The sequence below is a fragment of the Streptomyces sp. CNP082 genome (genome assembly GCF_059570535.1).
Map to the genome: position 1 here is coordinate 126,668 of NZ_JCANSZ010000005.1, position 17,387 is coordinate 144,054.

Consider the following 17,387-nt stretch of genomic DNA (forward strand, 5'->3'; position numbering starts at 1 on the left):
GCTCGACGACCGCGGCCTCGGCCTGCGCGACGTCGACGGGTGAGGAGACGGTGTCCGGGGGCGGAGGCGGCTGCGCGGCCCCCCGGGCGGTGACGGCCTGCTGATCCACGCTGGGTTGAACGAGTGAATCCTCAGATGGTCACCCCGCCCCGGGGCGGCCCCGCACCTCTCAGCTGCTCGTCCACCCGCTGAACTCCACCGTCCCCCGCACCCCCGCCGCGGCCGACATGAACAGCCCGGCGTCCTGCGTCCCCGCCGTCCCCGGCACGGTGACCGTCGCCACCGTCCGCCACGTCGCCCCGCCGTCCGTCGAGAACGCCCCGGTGAACTCACCGGTGAACTCCCCGCCCGCGCGCGTCAGCCGCAGCGTGACCGGTGCCGTCACGCCCTCGACGCGGCGGTACGTGTCCAGCGTCCCGTCGCCGTTCGAGTCGTACGACAGCACCACGCCGTTCGCCGGGGTCACCGCCAGGTTGAGGAACCCGGCCGCGCCCGCCGTCCGCAGGTCGTTGCGGGCCACGATGCCCGCCCGCGCCCACGGGCCCGTCGGCGCCTGCGCGTCGACGGTCAGCGTCACCGAGCCGCCGGAGGCCAGCGACCCCGGCCGGAAGACCGCGCCGAACTCCGTCGTCGCCTTCCACATGTCCGCCCCGCCCCCGTCGACCGCCCAGCGGTCGCCGAGCTGGCCGAAGACGGCGGCGTTCGTGGTGACCGTGGCGACGCTGTCGTCCAGCGGGCCCGCGACGAACAGCGTGCCCGGCGAGTGCACCGTCACCGGGGCCTGCCCCGCCATCCCGTACGCCGTGCGCACCTCGTACGCCAGCGGCGTCAGCGGCTCCGCGGGCGGCCCCGCGGGGGCCCGTACCTCCCACGCGAACTCCGCCCGCCCCGCCTCCGCCACGCCCGGCAGGGTGACCGCACCCGGCGGCGCGGCGTCGAGGCCGGTCAGCTCCAGCTCCACCGGACCCGTGGCGGCCAGCCCGCACATGTTGCGGAACGCGGCCGTCAGCCGCCCCGTCCCGCCCGGCGCCAGCGCCGGGGGATCGGCGACGGCGGTCACGACGCCCTGGTACGGGGCCGTGGCGAGCACGTCGTGGACGCGGCGCGCGAGGGCGTGCGCGTCGCCGGAGGGGCGCTCGGGGTACGGATTGCGCTGCCGCGTCCAGGGCTCCTCGACCGCGTACCAGTCGAAGGGCTCAGGGTCGCGCCCCGCCGCCAGCGCGTCCTGCAGCTCCTCCAGGTACGCCTGCCAGCGCGGCGCGTGGACGTCGCGGATCAGCCCGGACCAGTCGCGGTTCGCGTAGTCCGCGAGGTGCCCGCCGTCGGCGGTGGGGCGGTCGGCCCAGGTGGTCACCAGCACCCGCGCGGTGCGCTCCAGCAGCGCGGCCTCCACGTCGTCGGCGGCCATCCGGCGGGCGTCGGCGAGCCACGGGCCGAGGAGGAAAGCGCGGTGTGCGCCGGTGATCTCGTCGCTGAGCGCCATCAGCCGCAGCCACAGGTCGGACAGCGTACGGAACGCGGTGGCGTCCTTCCGCCCGTACGCCGCCTTGAGCTGCGGCAGCAGCACCCGCGAGCGGCTGGCGAGCGCCTGCCGGGCGAAATCGACGAGATCGTGCCGGTACGCGTCGGAGGCACGCAGCGCCGGCGCGACGGCCAGCAGCGCGCCGAACGCCTTGTCGAACTCGGCGAGGTCGAAGGCCGGGGTCTTCGTGGCGTAGTACGCGCCGGAGAGGGCGTCGAGCGACGGCCGGGCGGCGAAGACCGAGTCGTGCGGGCGGCCGTCGGCGCTGGAGATCGCGTACGCCGTCTCGCGCAGCGTCGCGAACGCCGTGCGCGCCGCCGCGTCCTCGCCGCCGTAGCGCACGGCGGCGTACTCCTCGAACCACGCCGTGCGGTCCACCGGCTCCTCCCGCCACGCCAGCTCGCTGAAGAGCTCCAGCGCCGCCGGGTCGCGCTCGGCGGCCTCCGGCATGTACGCGGTGCCGGCGCAGGCGCTGCCCGGCTTGTCGCGCCAGGCGGCGAAGCGCTCCGCCCACATGTGGGTCTTGGCGCCGATAGTGGTGCGCCCGCCGAAGTTGGGGATGGTGCCGAAGGCGTACGGCACGCCGCCCCAGTCCGCCTCGCGGTCGCTGATCCGCTCCAGGTCCGACAGGCCGTCGACGACGAGCATCCGCTCGGGGTGCGCGAGGCCGTCGAGCAGGTCGCGCCGCGGGTTCTCCTGCCAGCCGAGGATGACCCACGTCGCGCCGGGGCGGGCGGTCTGCAGCGCGGTCTCGACGGCGCGCGCGGCCTCCGGTACGGGCACGTCGCCGGGGTCGCCGCCCTCGTGCAGCAGGTCCATCTTCAGGTGCTGTACGGGGCCGAACAGCTCCTCCTGGTGCCGGTAGAACGCGGCGGCGACGTCGCGGAAGACATCGGTGCGCGGGTCCAGCCAGTCGGGGCGGGGCAGGCCCGACCAGGTGCCCTGGGGGACGGTGCGGGCGCCGGGGTTCCTGTCGGCGAAGCCGCCGGGGACGGTGCCGAAGTAGCCGGGCAGGACGGGGGACATGCCCAGCTCGCGCAGGCGGGCGGTGATGCGCCGGCCCAGTTCGGTGCGCTCGGCCAGCAGCGCGGGGCTGACGGGGCCGCCGTAGCCGCTCATGTTCTGCAGCAGCCACCAGGGCTGGTGGCTGGGTGCGGGCAGCCAGGCGCGGGCCTCGGCGTCGGAGTAGCCGAAGTCCGTGAGCAGCCGGTGGTAGACGGCCTCGGTGCCGGGGGTGACGAGCACCTGGTTGCAGCCGTGCAGGGCGAGCACGTCGAGGAACCGCTCCCAGCGCGGCCAGCCTTGGTACGGGCCGGTGTAGCCGTCGTGCGTGTCGTTGAGCGCGAACCGGGCCGGGACGGTGGCGCGGCGCTCCACGGGCGCGGCGGGCGCGGGGAGCGTGCGCGGCAGCCGGGTCTGGCTGCCGGACCAGGAGACGACGGCGCGGCAGGTATACTTCAGATACCAGTGCACGCCGGTGAGGAGCACCGCGGGGCTGGTGCCGCCGACCTCGATCAGGCCGGCCCGGCTGCGTACGGTGAACCGCTCGGCGCCGTCGAGGGCGGTGAGCGCGAACTGCCGGGCGTGGTCGGGCAGCAGCCGCTCCAGCGCCTCCCGGGCCGCCGCCACGTCGAACCTCCCGCCGGCCGCCGTACCGTCCCCGGCCGGCACGCTACGGGCGTGCGCCGGCCCGCCGACGAGTGCCGCGCCGGCGCCGAGCGCGCCGGCCGTGCCCAGGATCGTGCGTCGTGTCATGTCCGTCATCAGCGGACCGTAGCCACGCGCGGGGGGAGGGGGCAACGGAGGGAAACGGGCGAAAGTGACCGGCCGTCGGGTCGGTTCCGTGAGCGGTGCTCTGGTCGGTGAGCGGTGCTCCGAGAGCAGTGCTCTCGTCCGCGGACCGTGCTCCGAGCCTCCCGCGCGCCCCGGTCAGCCCCGGTCCAGGTACGCCAGCACCGCCAGCACCCGGCGGTTGTCGTCGTCCGACGGCGGCAGCCCCAGCTTGCCGAAGATGTTCGACGTGTGCTTGGCCACCGCCCGCTCCGTGACCACCAGCCGCTCCGCGATCGCCGCGTTGGACCGCCCCTGCGCCATCAGCTCCATCACCTCGCGCTCCCGCGGCGTGAGCGTGTTCACCGGCTGGTCCTGCGCCGCCCGCCGGCTCAGCAACTGCGAGATGACCTGCGGGTCCATCGCCGTACCGCCGCCCGCCACGCGGCGTACCGCGTCGATGAACTGGTCCGCGTCGAACACCCGGTCCTTGAGCAGATAGCCCACTCCGCCGCGCTCGTCGGCCAGCAGCTCGCGCGCGTACAACTGCTCCACGTGCTGCGAGAGCACCAGCACCGGCAGCCCCGGCCGCTTCGCCCGCGCCTGCAGCGCGCACTGCAGGCCCTCGTCCGAGAACGACGGCGGCAGCCGGACGTCGACCACCGCGACGTCAGGCTCCAGCTCGTCCAGGGCCCGCGCCAGCGCCGGGCCGTTGTCCACCGCGGCCAGGATCTCGAAGTCATACGCTTCGAGCATGCGGACGAGACCGTCCCTCAGAAGGAAGAGGTCTTCGGCGATGACAGCTCGCACGGAATCTCCAGGGTCACCATCGTGGGGCCGCCGACCGGGCTGTTGACGGCCAGTACGCCGTCGAATGTACCCAGCCGGCGCTCCACCCCGGCGAGCCCGGAGCCCTTGGCCGCCGACGCGCCGCCGCGGCCGTCGTCCGTGATCGCGATCCGCAGCATGCCGTCGCGGTAGCCCATGTCCAGCCAGACGCGGTCCGCCTGCGCGTGCTTGACGGCGTTCGTCAGCACCTCGCTGATCGCGAAGTACGCCGCCGACTCCACCGGCTCCGCCGCCCGCCCCGGCGGCGTACCCAGGTCGATGTCCACCTCGATCGGCACCGGCATGCGCAGCGCCAGCGCCCGGACCGCGTCCGCGAGCCCGCGCTCCGCGAGCACCGGCGGGTGGATGCCCCGCACCAGGTCGCGCAGCTCCGTCAGCGCCTCGGCGGACTCGCCGCGCGCCTTCGACACCAGCTCCTTCGCCTTCGCCGGGTCCTTCTCGATGAGCGCTTCGATGGTGCCCAGGCTCATGCCCATGGCGACCAGCCGGGCCTGCGCGCCGTCGTGCAGGTCGCGCTCGATGCGGCGCAGCTCGGCGGCGGAGTTGTCGACGGCATCCGAGCGGGTCTCCGTCAGCCGCGCGACCCGCTGGGCCAGCTCGACCTCGCGCGGCGCCAGCACGCCCTTGGTCATCTGGAAGTGCGCGGTCAGCAAGCGGTGGCTGGTGAAGAGGCCGACGACGAGCAGCGCGGAGCCGAGCCCGGCGGCCATGAACGCGGTGCTCTGCGAGGACACGGGCACGAAGCCGTACCAGTACGTGTTGTCGCCGCCGCCGGTCATGGGGGACCAGACGCCGGCGGCGATCACGTACCCCTCCAGCGGGTAGAAGGTCAGCGCGACCGTCACGATGGCGAGGACCGACCCCGCGATCATGTCGGTGAACAGCCAGCGCACGTCGCGCCAGGTCGCCGGGTCGGTGAGCAGGTGGCGGGTGCGCTGCGCCTGGCCGACGGGCCCGCCCTGCAGGTTCGGCGGCCAGGGGCGGTACGTGGCCGGGATGCGCACGTCCGACCACTGCGCGGCGAGCAGCCGGCGCAGGTTGGCCTGCCAGCGCACGCCCTCCAGCACCCAGGGCGTGGTGACCAGGCCGATGCCGAGCACGGGGATGAGCACGACGGAGACGAGGGTCAGCACGAAGAGCGTGATCGAGACCGCGGTGCACAGCACCGTCAGCGCCAGCGCCCGTATGCCGGCGAGCGCCCAGTTCCGGAAGATCATCTCCGTGTTTCCCCTCTGCTCCTCGCGCGGCTCTGCCTCGCGCGGCCCGTTTCTCCGGGCGCACGTCACAGTCTGCCGCGTGCCCCGGACGGCGGCACGGGGCCGTACCCCCGGGCCGGGGTGTAGCTAGCACCACCCCGCTGTCCGGGAAGCCGTACGGGGGGCCGTACGAGGGGCCGTACGAGGGGCCGTACGAGCCGGCCGGGAGGGCCGCACCGCGTGCCGGGACACACCGGGTTTACATCCGGGCAACGGTCGGGAAACCGCAGCTTGCGACGCTGCCGGCAGGACAACACCGCACACCTGCGGGACGACTGCGCCTCGCCCGCACCCGGTACGAAGGACGACGACCGTGAGCCACACATCGAGCCGCCCCGCGCGCTACAAGGCCGAGTACATCTGGATCGACGGCACCCTGCCCACCGCCAAGCTGCGTTCGAAGACCAAGATCGTCGAGACCGGCGCCGAGCCGCCCGTCTGGGGCTTCGACGGCTCCAGCAGCAACCAGGCCCAGGGCGCCTCCTCCGACTGCGTCCTCCAGCCCGTCTTCGTCTGCCCCGACCCGCTGCGCGGCGGCGCCGACGTGCTCGTGCTCTGCGAGGTCCTCGACACGGACCTGAGCCCGCACGCCTCCAACACCCGCGCCGAGCTGCGCGAGGCCGCCGAGCGCTACGCCGCCCAGGAGCCGGTCTTCGGCATCGAGCAGGAGTACACCTTCTTCCGGGGCTCCCGCCCCCTCGGCTTCCCCGAGAACGGCTTCCCGGCCCCGCAGGGCGGCTACTACTGCGGTGTCGGCGCCGACGAGATCTTCGGCCGCGAGGTCGTCGAGGCCCACCTCGACAACTGCCTCCGGGCGGGCCTCGGCCTGTCCGGCATCAACGCCGAGGTCATGCCGGGGCAGTGGGAGTTCCAGGTGGGCCCGCTCAGCCCGCTGGAGGTCGCGGACCAGCTCTGGGTCGCGCGCTGGCTCCTCTACCGTACGGCCGAGGCGTTCGGCGTCTCCGCCACCCTCGACCCCAAGCCCGCGAAGGGCGACTGGAACGGCGCGGGCGCGCACACCAACTTCTCCACCCGGCGGATGCGCGAGAGCTACGAGGCGATCATCGCCGCCTGCGAGGCGCTGGGCGAGGGCGACAAGCCGCTGGCGCACGTGCGCGCGTACGGGGCGGGCGTGGAGAGCCGGCTGACGGGGGCGCACGAGACGGCGCCGTGGGACGAGTACTCGTACGGGGTGTCGGACCGCGGGGCGTCGGTGCGGATTCCGTGGCAGGTGGAGAAGGACGGCAAGGGATACATCGAGGACCGGCGGCCGAACGCGAACGTGGACCCGTACGTGGTGACGCGGATGATGGTGGACACGTGCTGCACGGCGCTGGAGAAGGCGGGACTGGACTGACCGCGGGGCCCGGCTGAGGCCGGGGCCGGACTGAGGGCGGGCTTCGGGCCGCCGGGCCGCGGGGCACCGCGTGGTTCCCGGCGGCCGTCCGGCTTGGTGCAACCGGCTTTTTCCGCTCGCTCTTTCGGGCGCCTTGCGCTGGCCCGCGGCCGGGGAGGTGCCGACGCTGAGTGCATGCCAGGGGCGCGGCGGATCTGGACGGCGGTCACCGCCGCGCTGCTGAGTGCGCTGACGGTGCTGCTGGTGTGCCGGTCCACGGTGGCCGACCCGGCGTACTACACGGGCGCGGTGCGGGAGGCCGACGGCTACCGGCGCGTGTACGACGAGGTGCTGCCGGACCCCGCGGTCCGCCGGGCGCTGCGCGCGGGCGTGCTGGGCATCCCGCTGCGCAGCGACACGGTGGTCGACAACCTGCCGCTGCTGGTGCCGCGGCCGGCGCTGGAGCAGGCGGCGGACCGGCAGGCGCGGGCCCTGGTCGAGGCGCTGACCGGCACCGGCCGGGCGGCGCCGGGTGACGAGTGGCGCGGCCCGGTGGCGAAGAGCGCGACCGAGGCGGGCAGCGACCGGCTGCGCGCGCTGCGCGCCGACGCGGACCCGGCGGCGGCCCGCGGCCTCACCCAGCTCATCACCCGCCTTCGCACATACGTGACCCCCGCACGCCAGGCGCCGACCCTGGCGGCGGCGCTGCGCGGCGCGGTCGCGGCCTTCGTCCACGACACGTGGCCGCCGGGTACGGCGCGCCGCATCATGACGGCGCTGGACGAGCTGCTGCCGGGGGCGGGCGCGGGCGCGGAGCCGCGCGGGCCGTCGCCGTCGGCGGGGGGCGGGAGCGTGGGGGGCGGGCCGGGGGCGGCGGTGCGACCGCCGTTGACCGGGCGGGGAGTGGCGGTGGGACGGCCGGACCTGTGGTCGGCGGAAGCGCGGGGTGAGACGGCGGGCGATGGGGTCCCGCAGGCGCCGGGGGGCGGCGCGGGGGATGCGGCGGGGCGGCCGGGGGCGGCGTCGGCGGTGCCGGGGGGTGCGGTGGGGGAGCGGCGGGTGCCGTTGGTGGTGGAGGCCGGGGCCGGGACGGATCCGGGGGCGGGCGCCGCTTCGCAGTCTCCGGGGTGGATGCCGGAGGGCGGGGCGGTGGTACGGGTCGTGCTCGCCGGGTCCGCGTCGTGGTGGGCCGTCGCCGGGGTGGCCGCCGCGGCGGCCGGGGCCGGGGCGCTGGCGCTGCGCGCGGCGGCCCGGCGCGGGCGCCACCGGGTGCGTACCGCCGCGGCTGCGTGCGCGGGCGCCGCGGTGCTGACGGCCGCGGCGGGGACGGCGGTGTGGGCGACGCTGCCGACCGCCGCGGGGCTGGTGCCGGACGGCCTGCCGCCGAGCGTGTCGGCGCTGCTCGCGGACGTGGTGGCCGGGCTCTACCGCGAGGCGGTCCTGACCTGGTCCGCGGCCCTGCTCGCCCTGGCCCTCACCGCTACCGCCCTGGCTCTCACCACGGCCCCGCCCGCCCGCAGAACCCTGCACCGCGCCCTCGCGGCGGTCAGGGCCACCGCGGGTCCGCGTGCCGCGCACACGGGCGCCGCATGCACGGGCGGAAACGCCACGGGCACGCGCGCCGGGGCAGCGCACGCCGCGTCCACGCAGGCGCCCCCCGCTCCGGCCCGCCCCGCCCCCGGCACCGTCCGCGACAACCCGCACCGCATAATCGCGCCGACCGCGGGCCGCGACGTGCCGCCGACGGACGACGCCACGTCAGCCGGGGACCCGGCCACGTCAGCCGGGGACCCCGCCGGGCCGGCGACGGGCCATGCCGCGCCGGCCACGGGCCATGCCGCGCCGGCCACGGGCGACGCCGCGCCGGCACCGGCGTCCGCCGCCACTCCGCGGCCCTCCACCGCGCAGCCTCCCGCTGCTCCGTCACCCGCCCCCGGGCCTCCCGCGTCACCGCCCCCGGCGGGCCGTACCGTCTCTGCCGCGCCCGCGTCGCAGGCGCCCCGCCCTGCGGGGGCCGGCGCCCCGGCGCGCCCGGGTGCCCCCTGCGCTCCGCCGGCCACCGGCGTGAACGAACCACCGCCCCCACCGGGCCGTACCGCCTCTGCGGCACCCGCGCCGAAGGCGCCCCACTCTCCGGGCGCCGACGGCCCCGCGGGCGCGGCCCCCGCGGCTCCGCGTACCCGTACCCCCGCCGCCCTGTCCGCCACCGACACCCCCTCACCCCCGCCCCGGGCGTCCCGTTCCCGGTGGGGGCGCCGGGGTGCCGTTGTTGCCGCGCTTGTCGCTGCCGTCGCGCAGGTGTGGGTGCTGGTCGGGGTGCCCTCCGAGGACGCGCTCGCCTGCAACGGTGACGTCGCCCTGTGCGGGCGGCCGTACGACCGCGTCGTGCAGGTCGGGGCGCACAACGCCATGGCCACCGTGCCCGACGGGTTCCTCGGGGCGCACCAGGACGTCTCCGTCACCGGGCAGCTCGACCGCGGCGCCCGTGCGCTGCTTCTCGACACCCACTACTGGGAGACCGCCGAGCGGCTCGTGCCGCCCGCCGGTACCGGGGGGCTCGACGCCGCCGCGCGGGCCACCCTCGTACGGGCCGTGGACTCCGTCGTACGGCCGCGGCCCGGGACGTGGCTGTGCCACGGGGCGTGCCGGATGGGCGCCACCCCCCTCACCTCGCAACTGCGCGAGCTGCGCGACTGGCTGGAGGCGCATCCGCGGGACGTGGTGACCCTGATCCTGCAGGACGCCGTCACCCCCCGCGACACCGCCCGCGCCTTCCGCACCGCCGGCCTGGGGCCGTATCTGCACCGGCCCGCCCCCGACCCCGCCGCGCCCTGGCCGACGCTCGGGGAGATGGCCCGCTCGGGGCGGCGGCTCGTGGTCTTCGCCGAGGAGGCCGACGGGCCCGCGCCCTGGTACCGCAACTTCTACGACTACGCCGTCGAGACCCCCTACCACGCCCGCAGCGCCGACGACCTGAGCTGCGCCCCCCACCGCGGCGGCAGCGACCCCCGCAAGCGGCTCTTCCTCCTCAACCACTTCGTCACCCACGGCACCGGCGCCCCCCGCGCCGAATCCGCCGCCGTCAACGCCGCCGACGTCATCGTCCACCGGGCCCGGACGTGCGCACTGCTGCGCGGCCGGCTGCCGACCATCGTGGCCGTGAACCACATGACCCTCGGGGACGCCGTCGGCGCCGTACGCCGCCTCAACTCCGAGACGCCCTGAGCCGACGCCCCCGGCGGCTACGCCCCCGGCGGCTACGCGCCCGGGGGTATGCGTTCGCGCTCCCCGGGCCAGTCCAGGGCCAGGCGCTGGGCGCGGGGGAGTTTGGCCACCACCAGGTCGTACGAGTCCTCGATCATCTCCAGCACCAGGTCCTCGGGCACGGCGCCGTCGAGGCGGACGGTGTTCCAGTGGCGCTTGTTCAGGTGATACCCGCCGACGATCTCCGGGTGCGCCGCGCGCAGTTGCACCGCCAGGTCCGGCTCGCACTTCAGGCTCACCGACAGCGGCGCGGCGGCCAGCTCGCTGAGCGCGAACATCTTGCCGCCGACCTTGAAGACGGAGATCGCCCGCTCGCGGTCGAAGGGCCACTCCTCGACGGCCCCGTTCGGCTCCAGGCAGGCGGCGCGAAGCTGGTCAGGTGTCATGGGCCCAGTATGGAAGCTCCCACTGACACCGCACGGCGAGCGCCTCCCCGGGGCGTACCCGAAGGCCGGCCCGAGACTGGCCTGAGGCCGGCCCGAGGCCCCGGCGCGGGGGCTGCCCACCGGCCCCCGCGCCGCAGCCCCCGCTACAGCCCCGCCGCCCTCCCCGCCGCCGTCAGCACCTCCCGCAGCATCGCCGGCGTCAGCCGCCCGGTGAAGGTGTTCTGCTGGCTGACGTGGTAGCACCCGAACAGCTCCAGCGGCGCGCCCCCGTCGCCCCGCCGCAGCGTCGTGCGCGCCCCGTGGCCGAACTCCGGCCGCGGGCGCGGCACTTCCCACCCGGCCGCCGCCAGCACCGGCAGCGCCGCCTGCCAGCCGAACGCGCCGAGCACCACCGCCGAGCGCAGCGTCGGCCGCAGCAGCTCGATCTCGCGGACCAGCCAGGGCCGGCAGGTGTCGCGCTCGGCGGGTGTCGGCTTGTTCGCGGGCGGGGCGCAGTGGACGGGGGCCGTGATGCGGACGCCGCGCAGGGTCAGGCCGTCGCCGCGGTGGGTGGCGGTGGGCTGGCTGGCGAGGCCGGTGGCGTGCAGGGCGGCGTACAGGACGTCGCCGGAGCGGTCGCCGGTGAACATCCGCCCGGTGCGGTTGGCGCCGTGGGCGGCGGGCGCGAGGCCGATGATCAGCATCGCGGCATCCACGGGGCCGAAGCCGGGCACGGGGCGGCCCCAGTAGTCCCAGTCCGCGTACGACTTGCGCTTGGCCGCCGCGACCTCCTCCCGCCAGGCGACCAGCCGCGGGCAGGCGCGGCACTCGACGAGCCGCCCGTCCAGCTCGGCGACGGTACGGGTGCGGGGGGCGGTGACGGCGGGGAGCGGGGGCTGCGGGGGGTCCGTGGTGGTCATCGGTGCCAGCATGCCCGAAGGCGGCGCACGGTGCCGAACGGGGTCCCCGTACCCCTCTGTGCATTCGAACTGGTATCCCGAAATGACCTTTGACCAGGGGAGTTTGTCAGTCGGTGGCGGTATCATAGAGGGAGTGAACACGGGCCAAGACGAGGCCGAGGAGGTCGCCCATGCCAGTGGCGTACGCCCCGACACCCCTGCCCAAGAAGCCGCTTCCGGCAGGTATGCCGCGTGAGTGGTATGTCGCGCACAACCGCATGCTGAAGGCCATGCGCATCGCCATCGCCCTGCTCGACACCGGGGTCTACACCCCGCAGCGCGCCCGCAACGAAGTGATACGCCACACCGCCGAGCGCATCGGCGTCCACCCGCCCTCGCTCACCACCTGCCGGCTGGTGCGCAGCCTGCTCCCGCTCATCTGACCGCGTCCTGACGCGGCCGACCGCCCCGACCGCGTCGTGACCGCGTCCCGACCGCGCCCCGGGCGCGGGGCCCGGCCCGTGAGCCACGAGCCCCCAGGCCGTACGCCCCGCGCCCGCGCGCACGCGTCCGCACCCTCCAACGCCCGTCCCCCCGCCCCTGCTCCGGAGAAAACCGGCTGCGCCGCGTCCAGTCCACCGCCCACACTGGACACCCCGACACGGCGCACACTCCCTGCGCGCGCCGCACCCCGACCCAGAACCAGGAGCCCGCCGCGTGCAGGCAGCCGTCACCGTCACCCCCGCCCGGATCCCCGAGCTGCTGCTCGGCCTCGCCACCGTGCGTCCGGTCTTCCTCTGGGGCGCCCCCGGCATCGGCAAGTCGTCGCTGGTACGGACGTTCGCCGCCTCCCTCGGCCTCGACTGCGTCAGCCTCATCGGCACCCAGCTCGCCCCCGAGGACCTCATCGGCGTCCCGCAGATCCGCGACGGCCGCAGCGTCTTCTGCCCCCCGGAGGCCATCGCCCGCGACGAGGCGTACTGCCTCTTCCTCGACGAGCTGAACGCCGCCACCCCCGACGTGCAGAAGGCGTTCTACTCCCTCATCCTCGACCGCCGCATCGGCAACTACGAGCTGCCCGAAGGCAGCATCGTCATCGGCGCCGGCAACCGCGCCACCGACAACGCGCTCGCCCGCCCCATGGCCTCCGCCCTCGTCAACCGCCTCGCCCACGTCCACCTGGAGGCGTCCCCGACCGACTGGCTGGTCTGGGCCGGCGAGCACGGCATCCACCCCTGGGTGACGGAGTACCTGACCGACCGCCCCGGGCACCTGTGGTCCAAGCCGCCGAAGACCGAGGAGCCCTTCTCCACCCCGCGCTCGTGGCACATGCTCTCCGACGCGCTGCACTCCTTCGGCCCGGCGCTCGACGACGTCACCCTCAAGACCGTCGCGCACGGCACGCTCACGCCCGCGCACGCCGTCTCCTTCTGCGGGTACGTCAAGATCGTGCGGCACCGGTTCGGCGTCGAGGCCATCCTCAAGGGCGACGCCGCCTGGCCCCGCCGCACCGAGGACCGCGACCTGCTCTACTACCTCGCGGAGGCGTTCCGCGGCCGGCTCGTCAAGGAGCTGCCCGCGAGCAAGGAGCACGCCTCGCCGGCCGTGCGCGAGACCGCGTACCGCGCCAAGGCGCTCCTCGTCCAACTGGCCGAGATCTCCGTGGAGGTGGCGCAGACCGTCATCGCCGAGGACGCCGACGGACAGCCGGTGCTGCCCGCCTGGTTCCTGGTCGAGGCCGCGCGCGACATGCCGCGGCTGGTGGAGGCCCGCCGGTGAGCCGTACGAGCCGCGCGGGCCGGCGCGGCAAGGCCAAGGCGGAGCGCCGCGACGACCCGGCCACCCGCGCCTTCTCCGCCGGGCTCGCCAAGGCCATGCAGAACCCCGCCCTGCGCGCCCTCGGCGCGCGCGTCCACCGTACGGGCACCGCGGCGGCGCCCGGGTCCTCCGCACGCCGGGGCTCCGCGGGCGCTGCGGGTGCTGCGGGCTCTGCGGGGTTCGCGGGCTTCACGGAGACCACCGGCACGACGCGCGCCCCCGCCCACGGCCTGGCCCGGGTGGACTCCGACGGCACCGTCCACGCCCACCCCACCCGGCGCGCCGAGCCCGCCGAGTGGACCTGGGCGCTGGCCCACTGCCTGCTGCACCTCGGCTTCGGCCACGCCCCCGCCGCCCGCGGCGAGCGCGCCCAGCCCGACCGGTACGAGCAGGCCGCCCGCTGCACCGTCGTCAACCGCTTCCTCGTCACCTTCGGCACCGGCCGCCCGCCCCCCGGCCTGCCCGAGCAGTACCCGGGCGGCAGCGAGGAGGAACTCGCCGCGCGCTGGCGGCGCGACGGCATCCCCGCGGAGTACGAGCACTGCGGCGCCGCCGGCGGCGAGCCCGACGTGCTGCTGCTGCCCTGGGAGGACTGGACCGGCGCCGCCCCGCCGGACTGGCAGAAGGACTTCGCGTACGCCCTCACCCGGACGATGTCCGCCGCCATGGAGGTCGCCGGCGGCCGGCGCGACTCGCTCACCGGCCAGCGGACCCCCCGGCGGCCGTGGGAGCGGGCGCTGGAGTGGTTCGTCTCCTCGTACCCGCTCCTCGGCGGCGTCGCCGCGGGCATGACCCTCGTCGCCGACGCCGAACTCGCCCGCGCGCACGACATCTCCGTCGCCGCCGTCGACGCCGCCGCGGGCGAGATCTACATCAACCCGCGGGGGGACCACACCGACGACGAGTGGCGCTTCATCCTCGGCCACGAGATGCTGCACGCCGCGCTCCGCCACGGCGAGCGCCGCGGCGCCCGCGACCCGTACCTCTTCAACATCGCCGCCGACTACGTCGTCAACGGCTGGCTGCTGGAGATGCGCGTCGGCGAGATGCCCGCGGGGCTGCTGCACGACCCGCGGCTCGCCGGCCTGTCCGCCGAGGAGGTCTACGACCGCCTCGCCGCCGACCTGCGGATGCAGCGCCGCCGCCTCGCCACCCTGCGCGGCCGGGGGCTCGGCGACGTGCTCGGCGGGCCGCTGGTGCCGCGGGACCCGGCCGCCGCGTACGTCGACCTCGACGAGTTCTACCGCCGCGGGCTCCAGCGCGGCCTCGACCTGCACGAGCGCGACCACGGCCGCGGGCTGCTGCCCGCCGGCCTGGTCGAGGAGATCCGCGCGCTCGCGCAGCCGCCGCTGCCGTGGGACGCGCAACTGGCCCGCTGGTTCGACGAGTTCGTGCCCCGCGCCGAGCCGGTGCGCACCTTCGCGCGCCCCGCCCGCCGGCAGGCCGCCACCCCCGACATCCCGCGCGCGGGCCGCTACTTCCCACCCGAGGAGGTCGCCCGCTGCACCTTCGGCGTCGTCCTGGACACCTCCGGCTCCATGAACCGCACGCTGCTCGGCAAGGCGCTGGGCGCCATCGCCTCGTACGCCGAAGCGCGCGACGTGCCGGCGGCGCGCGTCGTCTTCTGCGACGCCACGCCGTACGACGCGGGCTATCTGCCGGCGACGGAGATCGCCGGCCGGGTACGGATCCGGGGCCGCGGCGGCACGGTGCTGCAGCCGGGGCTCGACCTGCTGGCGCGGGCGGACGACTTCCCGCGCGCGGCGCCGGTGCTGGTGATCACCGACGGCATGTGCGACGTGCTGCGGGTGCGCGGGGAGCACGCCTATCTGATCCCCGCGGGGGCGTCGCTGCCGTTCGTCGCGCGGGGGCCGGTGTTCCGCGTCCGGTGACGCCGCTGCGGGGCGGGGCCGTTCGCCACCTCCCGGGCTCCGCTTGCGCGTACGGTGACCGTCACGGAGTACCGACGGCGGGAGGCGGCGGACGTGGCGGAGAGCACGTGGACCCCGGGCTGGGACGGCGCGATGGGCGACCACTGGGTCGCGTACGAGGAGAAGTACAACGCGGCGATGTTCCGCTACAGCGAGCGGCTGTTCGCGGGCGCCGACGTGCGCCCGCACGACCGGGTCCTCGACGTCGGCTGCGGCTGCGGCCAGACGACCCGCATCGCCGCGCGGCTCGCCGCCGAGGGCTCCGCGCACGGCGTCGACCTGTCCGCCGCGATGCTCGCGCAGGCGCGCGCCCGGGCGGCGGAGGAGGGCGTCGCCAACGTCCGCTTCGAGCAGGCCGACGCGCAGGTCCACGACTTCCCGGCGGGCGCGTACGACCTGGTGATCAGCCGCAACGGCGTGATGTTCTTCGCCGATCCGGTGGCGGCGTTCGCCAACGTCCGGCGTGCGCTGCGGCCCGCCGGGCGGCTTGCCTTCGTGTGCTGGCGGGCACCGGAGGAGAGCGAGTACTCGCTCGTGCCGCGCGCCGCCCTCGGGCGCTACGTCACCATCGCGCCCCCGGGCAGCGGCCCCGAGCCGGGCCCGAACTCGCTGGCCGACCCCGGCCGCGTACGCGACGTGCTGGGCCGCGCGGGCTTCGCCGACGTCCAACTGGAGCCCGAGGACGAGCCGATGGACCTGGGCGCGGACCTGGACGAGGCGCTGGCCTTCGTCCTCGGCCGGCCGAACATGCGCGAGCCGATGGCGGAACTCGACGAGGCGACGACGGCGAAGGCGACGGCTGACCTGCGGCAGGCGCTGACCCCGTACGTGACCCCGGAGGGGGTGCTGATGCGGGCACCGGCCTGGCTGGTGACGGCCCACGCCCCGGCCTGAGCGCGGGGCGCCGCCCCGGGGGGCGCCGGGGAGTCCGGGAGACGACGCGCGGACCCTCGCCACCACAACTCGCCCCGCCCTCTCCGCCGTCCACCCTTCCCCGCCGTTCCGCCCTCTCCGCCGCCCGCCGCCCAGCCCGCACCACCGCCAGGTCACCGGGCCGTCAGGCCCTCAGGCCCTCAGGGTTCGGCGGGCCACCAGGGCAGCGCTCAGGCGGCGGGCGTCCGCCGGGGTCGTCGGGGTCAGGCCCGTGAGCAGGGCGATGCGGCGGATGCGGTAGTCGACGGTGTTGGGGTGGACGTGCAGCGCCGCAGCCGTGGCGCGCCGGTCGAGGTCGCGGGCCAGGTACGTCTCCAGGGTGTGCAGCAGCTCCGGGCGGCCGGCCAGCGGCCGGAGCAGTTCTGCGAGCCCGGTGAGGGCTTCGCTGGGGCGGCTGAGCTGGTAGTCGAGGAGGACGTCGGCCAGCCGGTACAGGCCGGGCGGCCGGTCCGTGCGCCGGACCAGCTCGACGATGTCCGCCGTCTGCGCCACCGCCGCCGGCAGCCCGTCCGGCGCGGCGTCGGCCGCCGCCGCGGTCACCGGCGCCCCGACGGCCGTCTCCGTACGGTCGATCAGACCGCACAGCGCCGCCCACGCCGGCTCCTCCGCCACCGGCAGCAGGGCGGTGCCGCCGCCGGCGTCGAGCGCGGTGAGCGCCGGTTCGCCGGCGAAGCCGTTCAACGCCGTCTGCAGCCGGCGGATCTTGCGCCGGGCCGCGATCCGCGCCCGGGACCCGGGGGAGTGCTCGTCGGGGTGCGGGGCGACGTACAGCGTCATGGCCACGTACCGCGGTGCGGGCCGCAGCCCCGTGCGGTGGGCGATGCGCTCCAGCGGCTCGCCGGCGAGCAGCGCGGCCAGCAGCGCGTGCCGCGGGGCGTGCTCCTGGACGTCGAGCACCTTACGGGCCTCCAGGTACGCGGCGCTGACCGCGGCCACCAACTGCTGCTGGAGGACGAAGAGATGCCTCAGCACCTCCTGCACGTCCGCGAGGTCCGCGGGCCGCGCCGCCGCGGAGATCTCCTCCCAGCCCATCGCCGTGCCGATCTGGTACGCGCTGAGGATGGCGTCCAGCGGTACGCCCTCCTCGGCGCGCTGCGCGGCCGACTCCCGCTGCCGTACCAGCTCGTCGTCGCGCGCCGGGCCGCGGCGCTGCAGCACGTCGGCGAAGAGCCGCAGGCTGCGCTGCACGATGTCGGCGATGTCGCCCGCGACTTCCTCGGGCGGCAGGGCGGCATACACGGGCAGGTCGGTGAGCAGCCGGCCGACCACGCGGTGGGTGAGTGCGGGCACCCGGGCCCGCAGCCGCGCGTCGACCGGGCCGCCGCCGATACACAGCGGTGTGTTGTCACGCGTCACAACGGCTCCCGGAGAAGTCTGCGTTACTGACCAGTTAAGCGCAGTCGGGGCCGTCTGCATCATGTGCACGACACAATTTCCCCCACCC

At 75.9% G+C, this 17,387-nt stretch carries 12 protein-coding genes; 6 read left to right on the forward strand and 6 right to left on the reverse strand.

All coding sequences use genetic code 11. The annotated features are described in order from the left end of the window. Window positions 1–169 precede the first annotated feature (169 nt). From B124_RS06255 to B124_RS06265, 3 genes are all read right to left on the reverse strand, one after another. Complete coding sequence (locus B124_RS06255) at window positions 170–3,286, reverse strand: alpha-N-acetylglucosaminidase (RefSeq protein ID WP_496501654.1); 3,117 nt, start codon at window positions 3,284–3,286, stop codon at window positions 170–172. A 165-nt stretch (window positions 3,287–3,451) separates the two neighbouring features. After that, a complete protein-coding gene (locus B124_RS06260) occupies window positions 3,452–4,102 on the reverse strand; it encodes a LuxR C-terminal-related transcriptional regulator (RefSeq protein ID WP_496501655.1) in 651 nt (216 codons plus the stop codon). Continuing rightward, a complete protein-coding gene (locus B124_RS06265) occupies window positions 4,066–5,358 on the reverse strand; it encodes a sensor histidine kinase (protein ID WP_496501656.1) in 1,293 nt (430 codons plus the stop codon). Before B124_RS06265 ends, B124_RS06260 begins: the two co-directional genes overlap by 37 nt. Before the next feature lie 352 nt (window positions 5,359–5,710). On the opposite strand from B124_RS06265, the gene glnII reads away from it, so the two are divergent. Next, window positions 5,711–6,754, forward strand: coding sequence for a glutamine synthetase (gene glnII / locus B124_RS06270; RefSeq protein ID WP_496501657.1), 1,044 nt, complete (start codon window positions 5,711–5,713; stop codon window positions 6,752–6,754). 174 nt (window positions 6,755–6,928) lie between these two features. Next, window positions 6,929–9,958 (forward strand): phosphoinositide-specific phospholipase C-related protein, encoded by a 3,030-nt coding sequence (locus tag B124_RS06275; protein ID WP_496501658.1) that lies wholly within the window; start codon window positions 6,929–6,931, stop codon window positions 9,956–9,958. Between the two features lie 32 nt (window positions 9,959–9,990). Here B124_RS06275 and B124_RS06280 read toward each other — a convergent pair whose 3' ends face one another. After that, window positions 9,991–10,383 carry an MmcQ/YjbR family DNA-binding protein gene (locus B124_RS06280; protein WP_496501659.1) on the reverse strand — a complete coding sequence of 131 codons (393 nt, stop codon included), beginning with the start codon at window positions 10,381–10,383 and terminating at the stop codon, window positions 9,991–9,993. A gap of 143 nt (window positions 10,384–10,526) precedes the next feature. Next, on the reverse strand, window positions 10,527–11,282 hold the full coding sequence (locus tag B124_RS06285) for a uracil-DNA glycosylase (RefSeq protein ID WP_496501660.1): 756 nt from the start codon (window positions 11,280–11,282) through the stop codon (window positions 10,527–10,529). Window positions 11,283–11,452: 170 nt separating this feature from the next. Between B124_RS06285 and B124_RS06290 the strand changes: the two genes are divergently transcribed. The 4 genes from B124_RS06290 to B124_RS06305 all read left to right on the forward strand — a co-directional run bounded on the left by B124_RS06290 (window position 11,453) and on the right by B124_RS06305 (window position 15,904). After that, a complete protein-coding gene (locus tag B124_RS06290; RefSeq protein WP_047015375.1) occupies window positions 11,453–11,704 on the forward strand; it encodes a hypothetical protein in 252 nt (83 codons plus the stop codon). A gap of 274 nt (window positions 11,705–11,978) precedes the next feature. Then, window positions 11,979–13,040, forward strand: coding sequence for an ATP-binding protein (locus B124_RS06295; protein ID WP_496501661.1), 1,062 nt, complete (start codon window positions 11,979–11,981; stop codon window positions 13,038–13,040). After that, window positions 13,037–14,971, forward strand: a complete 1,935-nt coding sequence (locus tag B124_RS06300) for a vWA domain-containing protein (RefSeq protein WP_496501662.1) — start codon at window positions 13,037–13,039, stop codon at window positions 14,969–14,971. The genes B124_RS06295 and B124_RS06300 overlap by 4 nt, the downstream gene beginning before the upstream one ends. Window positions 14,972–15,064: 93 nt before the next feature. Then, on the forward strand, window positions 15,065–15,904 hold the full coding sequence (locus tag B124_RS06305) for a class I SAM-dependent methyltransferase (protein ID WP_496501663.1): 840 nt from the start codon (window positions 15,065–15,067) through the stop codon (window positions 15,902–15,904). A gap of 171 nt (window positions 15,905–16,075) precedes the next feature. Here B124_RS06305 and B124_RS06310 read toward each other — a convergent pair whose 3' ends face one another. Continuing rightward, a complete protein-coding gene (locus B124_RS06310) occupies window positions 16,076–17,299 on the reverse strand; it encodes a PucR family transcriptional regulator (RefSeq protein ID WP_496501664.1) in 1,224 nt (407 codons plus the stop codon). Between the last annotated feature and the right edge of the window lie 88 nt (window positions 17,300–17,387).

Excerpts from the sequence above, each read along its gene's own strand:
- B124_RS06255 (WP_496501654.1), bottom strand. The coding sequence starts at position 3,286 with ATGACGGACATGACACGACGCACGATCCTGGGCACGGCCGGCGCGCTC.
- B124_RS06265 (WP_496501656.1), bottom strand. The coding sequence starts at position 5,358 with ATGATCTTCCGGAACTGGGCGCTCGCCGGCATACGGGCGCTGGCGCTG.
- B124_RS06275 (WP_496501658.1), top strand. The coding sequence starts at position 6,929 with ATGCCAGGGGCGCGGCGGATCTGGACGGCGGTCACCGCCGCGCTGCTG.
- B124_RS06280 (WP_496501659.1), bottom strand. The coding sequence starts at position 10,383 with ATGACACCTGACCAGCTTCGCGCCGCCTGCCTGGAGCCGAACGGGGCC.
- B124_RS06285 (WP_496501660.1), bottom strand. The coding sequence starts at position 11,282 with ATGACCACCACGGACCCCCCGCAGCCCCCGCTCCCCGCCGTCACCGCC.
- B124_RS06290 (WP_047015375.1), top strand. The coding sequence starts at position 11,453 with ATGCCAGTGGCGTACGCCCCGACACCCCTGCCCAAGAAGCCGCTTCCG.